Origin of the sequence: Streptomyces cinnabarinus (assembly GCF_027270315.1) — a bacterium.
GTDB classification, from domain to species: domain Bacteria; phylum Actinomycetota; class Actinomycetes; order Streptomycetales; family Streptomycetaceae; genus Streptomyces; species Streptomyces cinnabarinus.
Genome location: NZ_CP114413.1, coordinates 1,073,530 through 1,088,790, shown reverse-complemented (window position 1 = coordinate 1,088,790; position 15,261 = coordinate 1,073,530). Strand labels below are relative to the sequence as shown.

Sequence of the window (15,261 nt, the reverse complement as noted above, 5' to 3'; positions counted from 1 at the left end):
GGACCAGGGTCCGGTCATGTTCCCTCGGCGTCCGCCCCGCCGTAGCGGCGCTCGAAGCGGGCGACGCGGCCTTCCGAGTCCACCGTGCGGGCCTTGCCGGTGAAGAAGGGGTGGCTCTCGGAGGAGATCTCCACGTCCACCACCGGGTACGTCTCGCCGTCGTCCCACTCGATGGTCTCGCCGCTGGTAGCGGTGGACCGGGTGAGGAAGGCGTATCCGGCGGCGCGGTCCCGGAAGACGACCGGACGGTAGTCGGGGTGCTTGTCCTGCTGCATCAGGGCTCCTCGGGGGCCGGTGCGGCGGCGGGATCAGCCGGACAGGGCGTCCTCGTCGACGATGTGCATGGCGGCCTCCTCGGCCGAGGCCGCGGCACCGTCGATCCCGACGTCCGTGGCGACCAGCGCACTCTCCTCGTCCTCGTGCGCGCCCTCGTCGGGGGCGACGAGGCGGCCGGAGCGTGCGGCGCCGACCTCGTTGTCCAGGAGTTCTCCGTCGGTGCCTTCGCAGTCGCCGAGGCCGTCGCTGTCGGGGGTGGCGAGGTCCGGCAGCTCCTCGGCGAGTCGCTGGTCAAGCGTCTCGCCCTCGTGGCCCTCCGCGGCCGTCACACCGGAGCGCTCCACCGCCCACGGACGGTCCGGCGGGGACCAGCCGCGGTCGAGGGGGTCGCCGACGCCGTCGTTGACCAGGGTGTCCTCGGCGTCGAGCAGCCCCGCGTCGTCCTGGATCTCGGACGCGTCGGGCTGGTAGACGTCGTCCCCCCATCCGTCGGCGCTGTTCACGGGTACCTCCAGGTGCTGGGGACGGGCCCGCCGACACCACGATCGGCGACGGGCCGGCGCGCGGGGCACAGGCTGCGCCCGACACGTACCGCAGGCTTCCCGGGCGCTCCCCGAACCGGTGCCGCTATCCAGCCTTCCACCCCTTTTCCCACCCGCGCAACGCCACGGGTCCGGGGCGGGGACGGGAGCCCGGTAGGACCGGGCCGTGGGCTGGGAGAACGGGAGTCTCCGGTACGCGTGCACGCGGCCGTCGGGCCACCGGATCGGTGCGGGGCGCGCTGCCCCGGGGCGACCTGGGCCGGGCGAGCCGACTTGCCCGGCGAACATCAGGGGCACCCCGAGCCACGCCCGATCATCCCTGACACCCCCAGTACCCCTGGCTCCCGGACCTCACCCGTGCCAGGACCGCCAAAGCGCCGCGTACGCCCCCTTCGCCGCGACCAGCTCGTCATGGCTGCCCAGCTCACTGATCCGGCCGTTCTCGACGACGGCGATGACGTCGGCGTCGTGAGCGGTATGGAGGCGGTGGGCGATGGCGACCACCGTGCGGCCGTCCAGGACGCGGGCCAGGGAACGCTCCAGATGGCGCGCGGCCCGTGGGTCGAGCAGGGACGTCGCCTCGTCCAGGACCAGCGTGTGCGGGTCGGCCAGCACGAGCCGGGCCAGCGCGATCTGCTGCGCCTGCGCCGGGGTCAGCGCGAAGCCGCCCGAGCCGACCTCGGTGTCGAGGCCCTCGTCGAGAGCGCGTGCCCAGTCGTCCGCGTCGACCGCCGCGAGCGCCGCCCACAGCTCCGCGTCGGCGGAGTCCTCCGATGCCCCCGCGTTCGACGGGAGGCGGGAGTGGGGCAGGGCGAGCAGCAGGTTGTCGCGCAGGGAGCCCACGAAGACGTGGTGCTCCTGGTTGACGAGGGCCACGTGCTCGCGGACCCGTTCCGCGGGCATCCGGGAGAGTTCGGCGCCGCCGAGGGCGATCCGGCCCTCCCGGGGCGCGTAGATGCCGGCGAGGAGCCTGCCGAGGGTGGACTTGCCCGCGCCGGAGGGGCCGACCAGCGCCAGCCGGGTGCCGGGGGCCACCTCCAGGGACACCTTGCGCAGGACGTCCACGCCCTCGAGGTAGCCGAAGTGCACCCGGTCGGCGTGCACATCGCGTCCGTCGGGGGTCAGCTCGGCGTCCCCGGCATCCGGCTCGATGTCCCGGACCCCGACCAGCCGGGCCAGCGACACCTGGGCGACCTGGAGCTCGTCGTACCAGCGCAGGATCAGGCCCACCGGGTCGACGAGCATCTGGGCGATGAGCGCGCCCGTGGTCAGCTGGCCGACGTCGATCCAGCCCTGGAGGACGAAGACCCCGCCGAGCATCAGGACCGAGCCGAGGACGGTGACGTGGGTGATGTTGATGACCGGGAAGAGCACCGAACGCAGCCAGAGCGTGTAGTTCTCCCAGGCCGTCCACTCCTTGACCCGCTGCTTGGACAGGTCGATACGGCGGCCCGCGAGCCGGTGGGCCTCGACCGTACGGCCCGCGTCCACGGTCTCGGCGAGCGCGGCGGCGACGGCGGCGTACCCGGCGGACTCCGAGCGGTAGGCGGAGGGCGCCCGCTTGAAGTACCAGCGGCAGCCGACCACCAGCAGCGGCACGGCGACCAGCACCGCGGCGCCCAGCGGCGGCGCGGTGATCACGAGGCCGCCCAGCAGCAGCGCCGCCCAGACGATGCCGATCGCCAGCTGGGGCACGGCTTCGCGCATGGCGTTGGCGAGCCGGTCGATGTCGGTGGTGATCCGGGACAGCAGGTCGCCGGTCCCGGCACGCTCCAGCACGCCGGGCGGCAGCCCGACGGACCGGATGAGGAAGTCCTCGCGCAGGTCGGCCAGCATCCGCTCGCCGAGTATCGCGCCGCGCAGCCGCACCTCCCGGACGAACACCGCCTGGATGAGGAGCGCGACGACGAACAGCGAGACGGTGAGCCCCAGATGAAGCTCCTCGGCGCCCTCGGACACCCGCTCGACCAGGTCGCCGAGCAGCCAAGGACCGGCCATGGAGGCCAGGACCGCGGCCGTGTTGACGCCGACCAGGACCAGGAAGGCCCGGCGGTGCCGCTGGAACAGTTCGGTCACGTAGGCGCGTACGGTGGCCGGGGCGCCGACGGGCAGGGTGTTCGCCGTCGTCGGAGCGGCCGGGTCGTAGGCCGGTGGCGCTACGCCGATCATGCGCTTTCCTCGATTTCTTCCAGTGCGTCGATCTGTTCCAGCGCGTCCACCGGTGAGGCCGGCCCGGTGTCCCGGCCCTCCCGGGCCGCGTCTCGCAGCGCCGCCTCCTCGTCCGTCTCCCGCGTCACCACGGCCCGGTACAGCGGCTCCTTGTGGAGAAGCTCCCGGTGTACGCCCACCGCCGTGACGTCGCCCTCGTGGACGAGGACGACCCGGTCGGCGCGGTCCAGGAGCAGCGGCGAGGAGGTGAACACCACGGTCGTGCGGCCGGCGCGCAGATCCTTCAGGCCGCCCGCGATCCGTGCCTCGGTGTGGGAGTCGACGGCGGAGGTGGGTTCGTCCAGGACGAGCACCTCCGGGTCGGTGACGAGCGAGCGGGCGAGGGCCAGCCGCTGGCGCTGGCCGCCGGAAAGGGAGCGGCCCCGTTCGGTGATGAGGGCGTCCATCGGGTCCGCGGCGTCGAGCGAGCCCTGGGCCAGGGCGGCGAGTACGTCGTCGCACTGCGCCGCCGCCAGCGCCTCCGCGGAGCCGACCGCGCCGGAATGGGGCACGTCGAGCAGTTCGCGGAGGGTGCCGGAGAGCAGTACCGGGTCCTTGTCCTGGACGAGGACGGCCGTGCGGGCGGTGTCGAGCGGCAGCTCGTCCAGCGGAACCCCGCCCAGTCGCACCGAGGTGCCCGGCTGCGAGGGGTGGCCGCCCAGCCGTTCGGCCAGCCGTCCGGCCGCGTCCGGGTCGCCGCACACCACGGCGGTGAACCGGCCCGCGGGCGCGAGCAGTCCGGTGGCCGGGTCGTACAGATCGCCGGAGGGCACCTCAGCGGCGCGGGACCCGTCGGTGTCGGTGGGCCGCTCCAGCGACAGCACCCCCGCGGCCCGGCGGGCCGAGGGGCGGGAGAAGGAGTAGGCCATGGCGATTTCCTCGAAGTGCCGCAGTGGGTAGGTGAGCAGCATGATCGAGCTGTAGGCGGTGACCAGTTCGCCGACGGTGATGCGGCCGTCGCGGGCCAGGTGGACGCCGTACCAGACGACCGTGATCAGCAGCAGGCCCGGGAGGAGGACCTGGATGGCGGCGATGAGGGCCCACATCCGGGCGCTGCGGACGGCGGCGTGCCGGACCTCCTGGGAGGCGCGGCGGTATCGGTCGAGGAAGAGCTCCTCGCCGCCGATGCCGCGCAGTACGCGGAGGCCGGCGACGGTGTCCGAGGCCAGTTCGGTGGCGCGGCCCGCCTTCTCGCGCTGGAAGTCGGCGCGCCGGGTGGCCCGGGGCAGCAGCGGCAGGACCGCGACCGCCAGGACGGGCAGGCCGACCGCGACGACGACGCCGAGCGCGGGCTGGTAGAGCACCAGGCCGACGCAGACCAGCACGATGGTGACCGCGGCCGCGGTGAACCGGGAGACGGCCTCCACGAACCAGCCGATCTTCTCGACGTCACCGGTGGAGACGGCCACCACCTCACCGGCCGCGACGCGCCGGGTCAGCGCGGAGCCGAGCAGGGCCGCCTTGCGGGCCAGCAGTTGCTGGACGCGGGCCGCGGCGGTGATCCAGTTGGTGACGGCGGAGCGGTGCAGGAAGGTGTCGCCGAGGGCGATGCCCGTACCGGCGAGCGCCATCAGCCCGCCCGCGAGGGCGAGTCGGCCACCGGAGCGGTCCACCACGGCCTGGATGGCGAGTCCGACACAGAACGGCAGGGAGGAGACGGAGGTGAAGTGCACCAGGCCCCAGGCCAGGGCCTTGAACTGGCCGCCGAGCTGGTTCCGGAAGAGCCACCACAGGAAGCGGGGCCCCGAGCGGGCGTCCGGGACGCCCGGGTCGGGATACGGAAGGTCTTGAATCTGCATGACGTCCCAGTGGCTCGCGTCGGGGGCGGAAGGTCGGATGGCCATCGCGCGCCTCGAACCGATGTCCACGCGACGGCAGCAAACCGTGACAGGTTCGCGTCGTAGCGTGGTCGGTGGCAAGCGGTTTTCTCCCCAAGGGGAAACGATTCGGCTGCCCTCAGGAGCCACACCGGACCCACGGACTCCGCCACCCCCACCCAAGCCGCATCGCGCCACCCCGGCCGACGCCCCATTGCGCCGCCCCCGGGCACCCCCGTAGAACACGCCCATGAAGAGACGGATCGTCATGTCCATGTTCGCCGGAGCGACCCTCCTGGCAAGCGCGTTCCTCGGGGCGAACCCCGCGTCCGCCCAACAGGTCGACGTCCCCGCCGAGTTCGGCTCGGACTGGCACAACCCGGTCACCGCCGCGCCACCCGTCACCGTCCCGGACACGGGATCCTGCGAAGTGACGCTCGCCGAGGCACAGTTCCGCGACTTCACGCCCTACCGGGGCACGTACACGCCGCCCGACGGCTGCGGCGACCGCTGGAGCAAGGTGGTCCTGCGCCTCGACGGCAAGGTCAAGGGCCGCCAGTACGACCGCCTCGGCCACGTCAGCGTGGGCGGCGTCGAGATCTTCCGTACGTCCACCCCGCAGCCCTCGCCCGACGGCATCGAATGGTCCGTCGAGAAGGACGTCACGCGCTACAGCGACACCCTCCGAGACCGCGGCGCCGTCGAGATGCTCATCGGGAACGTCGTCGATGACACCTACACCGGCATCATCGACGTAAAGGTGACCCTGACCTTCTACACCGGCAGACCCGCAAGCACCCCCGACCAGGTCCTCCCCCTGACCGACGGCACCCTCACCACCCCGCGCAACAGCGAACGCGTCGTCGCCGAGGTGTACGCCACCGGATCCGGCGGCGGCTGCGAGGAGTACTGGTACCTCACGGTGCCCGACTCCGCGCCGTACTCCTGCAGGGCGACCGACGGCCCCAACCGTGAGGTGCGGATCAAGGTCGACGGCCAACTGGCGGGCGTCGCCGCGCCGTTCCCGCACGTCTGGACGGGGGGCTGGTCCAATCCCTTCCTCTGGTACGTCGTTCCGGGGCCGCGCGCCTTCGACGTCCGGCCGATCGAATACGACCTGACGCCGTTCGCGGGCCTCCTCAACGACGGCCGGCCGCACGACATCGAGGTCTCCGTGGCCGGCCTGCCGGAGGGCCGCCCCGGCTGGAGCGCCCCCGTGAACATCCTCGTCTGGCAGGACGAGGGCCGCGCCCACGTTACCGGCGCGCTCACCGCGCACCGCGACCAGGGACTCGCCAACTCCTCGACGTACACGCCCGGTTCGGAGCACCGGCTGGACACCGAGAGCGCGCACGCGCTGACCGTGGCCGGATACGTCGAAACCTCGCACGGCCGGGTGAGCACCACCGTCCGCCGCTCGCTGGCGCACACCTCCGTCCATCGCTGGACCGACGGCGAGACCATGGACGCACTCGACGCCACCTGGCGCGACGACGAGTCGGTCACGGTTGACGGACGCGGACCGGCCAGAACGACGCGCACCCAACGCACGTACACCATGGACGGCACCACCACGCTCGGCACGGACGACCGGCTGCGCACGGTGCTCACCCTCGGCGACCGCGCCTCGGCGGTGACGACACGCGACGGCCGGCGCACCGGCTGGTCCAGGCTCGACGACACCTATACCGGCGACGCCACCTGGACCGTCAACGTGCCCCGGGACCAGCGGCACGCGGTCGGCACGTCGAGCGAGCGCTACCGGCTGTACGGCTCGGACGTCCCCGGCGGCTGCCACGACCGCTCACTGGCCACCGCCCAGGGCGTGCTGACGGAGGATCACCAGCGTTGCTGATCGTGGCCGTTGAGGGAAGGCGTCGTTCGATGGCGCACGTCGCTCAGCTGTCCTGAGGCCGGCAGGCGCTGAGGCTCAGCACCCCCGCCCTCCGTCCACCAGCGTGTCGAGCAACCCCCCGAGCACCTCGCGCTGTTCGGCCGTCAGCGGCGCCAGGATCTCCTGGGCCGCGGACCGTCGTGCCCCGTGCAGGGCGCGCAGCGCCTTCAGCCCGTCCTCGGTGAGTTCGATGCGGATCACCCGCCGGTTCGTGGGATCCGGCACCCGGCGGACCTTGCCGCTCGCCTCCAGCCCGTCGACCAGCGAGGTGACGGCGCGCGGGACCACTTCCAGGCGCTCGGCGAGGTCGGCCATCCGGGGCGGTGCGGAGTAGTGCGCGAGGGTGCGCAGCAGCCGGGACTGGGCCGGGGTGACGCCCAGGCCGGAGAGCTCGATGTGCCGCTTCTGGATCCGGTGCACTCGCCGGGTGAACCGCAGCAGCTGCTCGGCGAGCGCGCCGTCGGGGTCGGGGTGGGGCACGGGATCAGGGCTGGTCATGCGGGAACAATATCAGGACCAGGTTCATTGTGAGTATAGGTAACAATGAGCTAAGCTCCGTCAGTCCCGTCCTCACCCCTCCGTAGGAGCCCATGCATCCCGATCACGAACCCGCCTGGACACCGCCTGCCGACGCCAAGCAAGAGCCCCGGCAGGTGCGCCGCATCCTGCGTCTGTTCCGCCCCTACCGCGGGCGCCTCGCGATCGTCGGCCTCCTGGTCGGCGCCGCGTCCCTGGTCTCCGTGGCGACTCCCTTCCTGCTGAAGGCGATCCTCGACGTCGCCATTCCCGAGGGCCGCACCGGCCTGCTCAGCCTGCTCGCGCTCGGCATGATCCTCAGCGCGGTCCTGACCAGCGTCTTCGGCGTCCTCCAGACCCTGATCTCGACGACCGTCGGCCAGCGCGTCATGCACGACCTGCGCACCGCCGTCTACGGCCGCCTCCAGCGCATGTCGCTCGCCTTCTTCACCCGGACCCGCACCGGCGAGGTGCAGTCCCGCATCGCGAACGACATCGGCGGCATGCAGGCCACCGTCACCTCCACGGCCACCTCCCTGGTCGCCAACTTCACCAGCGTGGTCGCCACGATCGTCGCGATGCTCGTCCTCGACTGGCGGCTGACAGTCGTCTCCCTGCTGCTGCTCCCCGTGTTCGTGTGGATCAGCCGCCGGGTCGGCAACGAGCGCAAGAAGATCACCACCCAGCGCCAGAAGCAGATGGCCGTCATGGCCGCCACGGTCACCGAGTCGCTCTCCGTCAGCGGCATCCTCCTGGGCCGCACGATGGGCCGCTCCGATTCGCTGACGAAGTCCTTCGCCACGGAGTCCGAGGGCCTGGTCGACCTGGAAGTGCGCTCGAACATGGCCGGCCGCTGGCGCATGGCCGTCATCACGATCGTCATGGCCGCGATGCCCGCCGTCATCTACTGGACCGCGGGCCTGGCCCTCCAGTACGGCGGCCCCGAGGTCTCGATCGGCACGATCGTCGCCTTCGTCTCGCTCCAGCAGGGCCTGTTCCGCCCGGCCGTCAGCCTGCTCAGCACCGGCGTCCAGATCCAGGCCTCGCTCGCCCTCTTCCAGCGCATCTTCGAGTACCTCGACCTGCCCATCGACATCACCGAACCCGAACGCCCGGTCCACCTCGACAAGATCAAGGGCGAGCTCCGCTTCGAGAGCGTCGAGTTCCGCTACGACGACCAGGGCGCCCCCATCCTCGACGGCGTCGACATCACGGTCCCCGCGGGCGGCTCTCTCGCGGTCGTCGGCCCGACCGGCGCGGGCAAGTCCACGCTCGGCCACCTGGTGCCGCGGCTGTACGACGTCACCGGCGGCCGGGTCACCCTCGACGGCGTCGATGTGCGCGACCTGGACTTCGACACTCTGGCCCGCGCGGTCGGCGTCGTCTCGCAGGAGACGTACCTCTTCCACGCCTCGGTCGCCGACAACCTGCGCTTCGCCAAGCCCGACGCCACCGACGAGGAGCTGCACGCGGCGGCGAAGGCGGCGCAGATCCACGACCACATCGCCGCCCTGCCCGAGGGCTACGACACGGTCGTCGGTGAGCGCGGCTACCGCTTCTCCGGCGGTGAGAAGCAGCGCCTGGCCATCGCCCGCACGATCCTGCGCGATCCGCCGGTGCTGGTCCTCGACGAGGCGACCAGTGCCCTGGACACCCGTACCGAGCACGCCGTGCAGGAGGCCATCGACGCGCTCTCGGCCGACCGCACCACGCTCACCATCGCGCACCGGCTGTCCACCATCCGGGGCGCCGACCAGATCGTGGTCCTGGACTCCGGGCGGACCGCCGAACGAGGCACGCACGAGGAACTGCTGGCGCGGGACGGGCGCTACGCGGAGCTGGTCCGCCGGGACGCCCGACTGGAGCCGACAAGATGAAGATATGCCGGGTTTGTGGGCTTTAGCGGGTTACCGTGCCCGCATGCACATGAACACTCCGTCACGGAGCGCGATCCGACTGACGCGCCGGGGCCGACTCGTCCTCATCGCGACCGGGGCCGTCGTGGCCGGCACCGCCGTGGCGGTGCCGCTGCTGAGCCTGGGCGGTGAGGAGGAGAAGAAGCCCACCACCCTGGTGATCCCGGAGGGCTGGCGGTCCGGGCAGATCTACGAGGCCGTCGACAAGGCGCTCGAACTGCCCGCAGGCACCGCCAAGAAGTCCCTGGCGAAGGCGAATCTGAAGCTGCCGAGCGACGCCGACGGCAACCCCGAGGGCTACCTCTTCCCGGCGACGTACCCCCTGGAACAGAACGGCAAGAGGGCGACGCCCGAGGCGCTGCTGTCGTTCATGGTCGACACCGCCAACAAGAAGTTCAACGGCGCCCCGATCGCCGCGGGCGCCCAGCGCAACGCGATGAACGTGTACCAGGCGGTCACCATCGCCAGCATCATCCAGGCCGAGGCGGCCACCAAGACCGACATGGGCAAGGTGGCCCGGGTCGTCTTCAACCGCCTGGAGCGCGGCATGCCGTTGCAGATGGACTCCACCATCAACTACGCCCTCAACCGTTCGACGCTGAAGACCACTCCGGCCGACACCCGGATCGAGAGCCCCTACAACTCGTACCAGCGCATGGGCCTGCCCCCGACCCCGATCGACAACCCGGGCGAGGACGCGGTGCGCGCCGCGATCAGCCCCGCCCCGGGTGACTGGCTGTACTTCGTCACCGTCAAGCCGGGCGACACCCGCTTCACCGCCGACTACGCCGAGCACCAGCGCAATGTCGCGGAGTTCAACCGCAACCAGAAGAGCTCGCCGAGGGCGAAGTGAGGGGAGTGGTCAGGCGGCCGCCGACCGCTCCTCGGCCAGCAGTCGCCTGATGTCCCGTACGGCCGCGCGGCCCGCCCGGTTGGCGCCGATGGTGCTCGCCGAGGGGCCGTAGCCGACGAGGTGGATGCGGGGGTCGGCGACCGCCCGGGTCCCGTCGATCCGGATGCCGCCGCCCGGCTCGCGCAGTCTGAGCGGGGTCAGATGGTCGATGGCGGCCCGGAACCCGGTCGCCCACAGGATGACGTCGGCGTCCACGCGGCGGCCGTCGTCCCACTCGACGCCGTCCGGAGTGATGCGGTCGAACATGGACTGTCGGTCCAGCACCCCGTCCGCGAGCCCCTGCCGGATCGCGTCGTTGAGCGGCAGCCCGGTCACCGAGACCACACTCCTCGGCGGCAGCCCCTGCCGCACCCGCTCCTCGACCAGCGCCACCGCCGCCCGCCCCGCGTTCTCGTCGAACGGACCCTCGCGGAACACGGGCGGCCGCCGCGTGACCCAGGTGGTGGCGGCCGCGTACGGAGCGATCTCCAGCAGATGCTGCGTACCCGACGCACCCCCGCCCACCACGATCACCCGCAGCCCCGCGAACTCCTCGGGCCCCGGGTACTGCGCGGTGTGCAACTGCCGCCCGCGGAAGCTCTCCTGGCCTGGGTACCGGGGCCAGAACGGCCGGTCCCAGGTGCCGGTGGCATTGATCAGCGCCCGGGTCGACCAGTCCCCGGCCGTGGTCTCGACGAGCAGCCGCCCGCCGTCCCCCTCGCGCACGGCCCGCACGTCCACCGGCCGCAGCACCCGCAGATCGAAGGCGCGCTCGTAATTCTCGAAGTACTCGGCGATCACCTCGGCGGACGGCCGCGCCGGATCGGCCCCGGTCAGCTCCATCCCGGGCAGCGCGTGCATCCCGTGCACCTTGCCGTACGTCAGCGAGGGCCACCGGAACTGCCAGGCACCGCCCGGGCCGGGGGAGTGGTCCAGGACGACGAAGTCACGGCCCGGCTCGAATCCGCTGCGCCGCAGGTGATAGGCGCCGGCCAGCCCTGCCTGCCCGGCGCCTATGACGACTGCCTCGGTATTGTTCACGCTTCTACCAACTTCACCGGGGCCGGAGATCTTCCCGGGCCGCCGCCAGGTCTCCGTCGAGGCGCCGGAGGAGCCCGGCCCGCAGCCCGGCGAACCGGGGTTCGGTGAGGTCGCGCGGCCGGTCGAGCCCGATCCGCTGCTCATGGGCGATGACACCGCCCTCCATCACGAGCACACGGTCGGCCAGCGACACGGCCTCCTCGACGTCGTCCGTGACGAGCAGCACCGCGCACCCACGCCGCCGCCACACCTCCCCGACCACTTGCCGGGCCGCGATCCTGGTCGGCGCGTCCAGTGCCGCGAACGGGTCGTCGAGCAGCAGCAGATCGGGGTCGCGCGCCAACGCCCTTGCCAGGAAGGCGCGTTGCACCTCGCCGTCGGAGAGGGTCCTGGAGCGGGCGGTCGTACGGTGCCCGAGACCGGCCTCGTCGAGGACGCGCTCGGCGAGGGCGCGGTCGGGTTCGCCGGGCAGGCCGAGGAGGACGTCGCGCCAGACCCGCGTCCATGGCGTGGGACGGGGGGATGGGGAGGTGACGGCCCTGCGGCGCGGCACGAGGACGGTGCCCTCGATGTCGCGGTCGAGTCCGGCGAGGATGCGCAGCAGGGCGGACTTGCCGCAACCGGCGCGACCGAGCAGAGCGACGAACTCCCCGTGTTCGATGTCGAGTCGGAGCCGGTCGATGACTCGTCGGCCGTCGAAGGAGCGGACGAGGCCGTCGACATGAACGGAGTGCGGGGCCCTGACGGTCCGGTGGGTCCTGGGGTGCACCGGCCGGTGAAGGTCGGTCGCCATGGCAGCGGCAGCCTTTCGCGGGTACGGACGACGCGGTCGGCGAGGAGGCCGAGGCCCCGGCGGCGGCACGCTCAGCGCGCGGAGGGATCGGGGCGGGGCCTCAGCGGCCGCGACGACACGCGGCGGAGGCCACCCGCAGCAGGTCGATGTGACCGCGCGTGGTGAGAAGGGCGGTACGCGCCATGCGGCTGACCGTATTGAGGCCGGGTCGCGCAGGTCAACGGGGGTCCGGTGAACTTCATGCCGGTGTCACACTCGGGACGCCACCTGGCCGGTGGCGGCGGTCGGATACAGGTCGGATACAGGAGGATGGACGCCATGTCAGACACCTTCACCACCCGAGTCCTGAACGTGGCGTCCGGCTCCTCGGAGACGGTCGTCGACCTGACCCTCGACTGCGAGGCCTTCCTGAGGGAGGCGGCCCAGGGCCGGGACGGTCTGCTGAACATCTTCGTCCCCCACGCCACGGCAGGCATCGCCGTCATCGAAACCGGCGCCGGCAGCGACGACGACCTCCTGACCGCCCTGCACACCCTCCTGCCCGCCGACGACCGCTGGCAGCACCGCCACGGCAGCCCCGGCCACGGCCGCGACCACGTACTCCCCGCGATCGTTCCCCCGCACGCCACGCTCCCCGTCGTCAACGGCCGCCTGGAACTGGGCACCTGGCAGTCCGTCTGCCTCGTCGACACCAACAAGGACAACCCGAACCGGCAGGTGCGGCTGAGCTTCCTGGGCTGAGTGGGGTCCGGTCGGCTGCCTGGTCGTGAGCGTGCGGTCCAGGCTGGCTGAAGCGAGCGGTCCGGATAAATTCGCCAGGGTTCGCCACCCCTTCCGAGCAGCGCGTTTATCTACCAGGATGAATGTCCCAGGTCCGGCGGTCCCGGCGGCGAGGGGGACGTATGTCCTGTCCACGGGCTGACGGAACCTGGAGATGCGCCATGCGAGGAACCACACGGCGGGCCACGGAATGGCTGTCCGCCGCCGCTACCGACCCGCGAGCCTGCAAGCGGCAGTGGCACGGAGAGGGCGGGGTGGCGGCGCTGGCCTGTGGGCGGTTCTGGGACGTGCTGAGCGTGCCCGTCGAACTCGGCGTGCTGGCCCTCGACGCCCTGCTGTGCATCCCGCAGCCGCCCGGTCCGGCACTGGCCGACACCGTCGCCGGACGGGTGGGCTTCTTCCTGCCGCCCGATCCGGCCGGCCACTGGATCGGCTCGGACGTCCGCTATCTGGGCAAGGGCTCGTGGATCACGGTGCCCGCGCCGCACCAGGCCGTAGGACGCCTGCGGTGGCTGATCCCACCGGACGGGGCCGGCGCGCTGTTCCTCCCCGCCGCCGTGGAGTTGGCCCTACAGCAGGCACTCGGTGTCCTCACCGCGCAGGCCGACGCGCGAGGGCGCTGCCCCATGTGCGGGGCACCGAGCAGCAGACCCCGATTCCAGGGCGACGACTGACCCCGCCGAGGGGAGCCAGGCATCCGACGCCAGGCCGGACGGGACCAGGGCCGCGGCCCACTGGGCATCCCGGGCGCCAGGGACCATCCGGCCCCGGGCCTGCCACTCGGTGACCAGGGCCGCATAGATGGGCGGGTTCCGCTGCGCTGACGAGGAGAGTCCGGCAGGGTGCGCTCGCCGGTCCTCGCTCGCCGGGAGAGCCCCTGGGGTGACTGTGCGATCCATGTCGCTGTCAACGCGTCGGCGCGCGCCGAGGGTGCGCGCCGCTGCCCAGGATCGCCCGCATCAGGGGAAACACGGTCCCTCGATCGGGGCCATGCGGTTATCCGACAGCCATACGCCGGCACCGGGCAACCCGCGCCCACCACGGTGCACCGCTTACCTGACCGGCCTCCGCGTCGCATGAGCGCGCTCCGCCGCCGTCGGCAGCAACAGGGGGCCCGCCCGCTTGGCGCGGCGTTGCACGAGGGCGGTTTCCAGACGGGCGATCCCCGGGAGGGCGGCCAGGTCGTCGGCGAGGTAGTCGTACAGGGCGCCGGTGTCAGGGCACTGGATCATGGCGAAGACCGAGGTGCGGCCCGTGGTGACGGCGGCGAAGGCGACCGCCGGGTGCCGTGACAGCGCCTCGGCCACCTCGCCCAGCGCGGCCGGTGCCACCTCCAGCCACAACAGCGCCTCCAGCGGGAAGCCGAAGTGGGCCGGGCTCACGTCCACCTCGAAGTGCAGCACCCCGGCGGCCCGCAGTCCGGCGACGCGGCGCCGCACGGTCGAGGCCGACCACGCGGTGGCGGCGGCCAGATGTGCCACGTCCGCCCGTCCGTCCAGGGCCAGTTCGCCCGCCAGCCGAGCCTCCCCCTCGCCCCAGCCGGACGCCTCGGCGAGGTCCTCCGGGCCGTCCGGTGACTCCGGAGCGGAGTCGAGGAGGGCCGCCTGCTCGGACGCGTCCAACGCGTTCGTCCGGCCCGCCCAGCCACCGACCCCGGCGACCGGACGCAGCACACAACACGCCTCTACATCACGGATCCCCGGGGTCCGGAGGAGGTGGTCGAACAGCGGACGCCCTGCCTCCGCGCTCTCGATCGGAGTGCGAACCATGCAGGTCAGCCGGGTCCCACCGACGACCGGGGCGATCCACGAGGTGTCGTCGCGCTGCGCCAGGGCGGCGGTCAGCGCCTCGGCGGTGTCCGGCGCGCAGTCGATGCGGACGAACCAGTCGAGCATGCCGATCCGCCGACTGTCGACGAGCCCGACGACCCGGACCACCAGCGCCGATCGCAGCCGGTGATAGCGACGCGCGACCATGCGCTCGGGCGCCCCCAGCACGGCGGCGATACGACTGAAAGAGGCCCGCCCGTCGATCTGGAGCGCATGGATCAGACGGCGGTCCAGCGCGTCGAGCGTGACGGATTGCGTCACCGGATCCCCCTGAAACGTCCGAATGCGTCGATCCCGGAGACACTACAGCGCGCGACGGAGCACGGGGCAGGACGCTGGCGCCGACCACCCCAGAAAGGCAGAGCCATGTTGACCGTCCTCCCCATCAGATACGTCGCCGACGTCGAGGCGTCCCGCACCTTCTACGCCGGGCTCGGTCTCGGCGTACGGCAGGATCCCGGCGCTGCTGTCTGGGTCCGCCTGGACGCCCCCGCGGGCGCCCTCGGTGTGCATGCCGCCTCCGTCTCGCAGGGCCGTGTCCCCGGCACCACGGAACTGGGCTTCGCCACGGAGGAGCCGTTGGAGGAGATCGCGCGGAGGCTCGAACGCGACGGCTACCCCTACGAACTCGTCGAGGAGAACTTCGGCCGCAGCATCCGGGTCACCGACCCGGACGGGGTCGTCGTGCAGATCCAGTACATCGACTCCGAGACCGTGCGCAGGTCGGCGGCGGCGGTGGCGGAGGACTCCGCCTGAC

15 protein-coding genes are annotated in these 15,261 nt (G+C 72.2%); 6 read left to right on the top strand and 9 right to left on the bottom strand.

All coding sequences use genetic code 11. The features are described from left to right. Nucleotides 1–14 precede the first annotated feature (14 nt). The 4 genes from STRCI_RS05005 to STRCI_RS04990 form a co-directional block, all read right to left on the bottom strand. Entirely contained in the window at nucleotides 15–275 is a 261-nt protein-coding gene (locus STRCI_RS05005; protein ID WP_269657608.1) for a type B 50S ribosomal protein L31, read from the bottom strand. Nucleotides 276–308: 33 nt separating this feature from the next. Next, nucleotides 309–779 carry a DUF5709 domain-containing protein gene (locus STRCI_RS05000; protein WP_269657607.1) on the bottom strand — a complete coding sequence of 157 codons (471 nt, stop codon included), beginning with the start codon at nucleotides 777–779 and terminating at the stop codon, nucleotides 309–311. Between the two features lie 390 nt (nucleotides 780–1,169). Continuing rightward, complete coding sequence (locus tag STRCI_RS04995; protein ID WP_269657606.1) at nucleotides 1,170–2,987, bottom strand: ABC transporter ATP-binding protein; 1,818 nt, start codon at nucleotides 2,985–2,987, stop codon at nucleotides 1,170–1,172. Continuing rightward, on the bottom strand, nucleotides 2,984–4,825 hold the full coding sequence (locus tag STRCI_RS04990) for an ABC transporter ATP-binding protein (RefSeq protein WP_269657605.1): 1,842 nt from the start codon (nucleotides 4,823–4,825) through the stop codon (nucleotides 2,984–2,986). The genes STRCI_RS04995 and STRCI_RS04990 overlap by 4 nt, the downstream gene beginning before the upstream one ends. Nucleotides 4,826–5,093: 268 nt before the next feature. On the opposite strand from STRCI_RS04990, the gene STRCI_RS04985 reads away from it, so the two are divergent. Beyond that, the gene (locus STRCI_RS04985) at nucleotides 5,094–6,698 is read left to right on the top strand and encodes a peptide-N4-asparagine amidase (protein WP_269657604.1); all 1,605 of its coding nucleotides are present in this window, start codon (nucleotides 5,094–5,096) and stop codon (nucleotides 6,696–6,698) included. A 75-nt stretch (nucleotides 6,699–6,773) separates the two neighbouring features. On the opposite strand, the gene STRCI_RS04980 is transcribed toward STRCI_RS04985, so the two are convergent. Further along, nucleotides 6,774–7,217, bottom strand: a complete 444-nt coding sequence (locus STRCI_RS04980) for a MarR family winged helix-turn-helix transcriptional regulator (RefSeq protein WP_269664488.1) — start codon at nucleotides 7,215–7,217, stop codon at nucleotides 6,774–6,776. 110 nt (nucleotides 7,218–7,327) lie between these two features. Here STRCI_RS04980 and STRCI_RS04975 point away from each other — a divergent pair, with 110 nt between their 5' ends. After that, on the top strand, nucleotides 7,328–9,130 hold the full coding sequence (locus STRCI_RS04975) for an ABC transporter ATP-binding protein (protein WP_269657603.1): 1,803 nt from the start codon (nucleotides 7,328–7,330) through the stop codon (nucleotides 9,128–9,130). A 43-nt stretch (nucleotides 9,131–9,173) separates the two neighbouring features. After that, nucleotides 9,174–10,022 carry an endolytic transglycosylase MltG gene (gene mltG / locus STRCI_RS04970; protein ID WP_269657602.1) on the top strand — a complete coding sequence of 283 codons (849 nt, stop codon included), beginning with the start codon at nucleotides 9,174–9,176 and terminating at the stop codon, nucleotides 10,020–10,022. 9 nt (nucleotides 10,023–10,031) lie between these two features. Here the strand turns inward: mltG and STRCI_RS04965 are convergent, their stop codons facing one another. From STRCI_RS04965 to STRCI_RS43530, 3 genes are all read right to left on the bottom strand, one after another. After that, nucleotides 10,032–11,102: an NAD(P)-binding domain-containing protein gene (locus tag STRCI_RS04965; protein ID WP_269657601.1), complete on the bottom strand. Its 1,071-nt coding sequence runs from the start codon at nucleotides 11,100–11,102 to the stop codon at nucleotides 10,032–10,034. Nucleotides 11,103–11,115: 13 nt separating this feature from the next. Continuing rightward, nucleotides 11,116–11,895 (bottom strand): ATP-binding cassette domain-containing protein, encoded by a 780-nt coding sequence (locus STRCI_RS04960; RefSeq protein WP_269657600.1) that lies wholly within the window; start codon nucleotides 11,893–11,895, stop codon nucleotides 11,116–11,118. A gap of 100 nt (nucleotides 11,896–11,995) precedes the next feature. Then, nucleotides 11,996–12,079, bottom strand: coding sequence for a putative leader peptide (locus STRCI_RS43530; RefSeq protein ID WP_418953450.1), 84 nt, complete (start codon nucleotides 12,077–12,079; stop codon nucleotides 11,996–11,998). Between the two features lie 134 nt (nucleotides 12,080–12,213). Here STRCI_RS43530 and STRCI_RS04955 point away from each other — a divergent pair, with 134 nt between their 5' ends. Continuing rightward, nucleotides 12,214–12,636: a secondary thiamine-phosphate synthase enzyme YjbQ gene (locus STRCI_RS04955; protein WP_269657599.1), complete on the top strand. Its 423-nt coding sequence runs from the start codon at nucleotides 12,214–12,216 to the stop codon at nucleotides 12,634–12,636. 200 nt (nucleotides 12,637–12,836) lie between these two features. Further along, nucleotides 12,837–13,349 carry a hypothetical protein gene (locus STRCI_RS04950; RefSeq protein WP_269657598.1) on the top strand — a complete coding sequence of 171 codons (513 nt, stop codon included), beginning with the start codon at nucleotides 12,837–12,839 and terminating at the stop codon, nucleotides 13,347–13,349. Between the two features lie 378 nt (nucleotides 13,350–13,727). On the opposite strand, the gene STRCI_RS04945 is transcribed toward STRCI_RS04950, so the two are convergent. Continuing rightward, a complete protein-coding gene (locus STRCI_RS04945; RefSeq protein ID WP_269657597.1) occupies nucleotides 13,728–14,765 on the bottom strand; it encodes an Lrp/AsnC family transcriptional regulator in 1,038 nt (345 codons plus the stop codon). A gap of 105 nt (nucleotides 14,766–14,870) precedes the next feature. Here STRCI_RS04945 and STRCI_RS04940 point away from each other — a divergent pair, with 105 nt between their 5' ends. Continuing rightward, nucleotides 14,871–15,260, top strand: a complete 390-nt coding sequence (locus STRCI_RS04940; RefSeq protein ID WP_269657596.1) for a VOC family protein — start codon at nucleotides 14,871–14,873, stop codon at nucleotides 15,258–15,260. The last annotated feature ends 1 nt before the right edge of the window (nucleotide 15,261 follow it).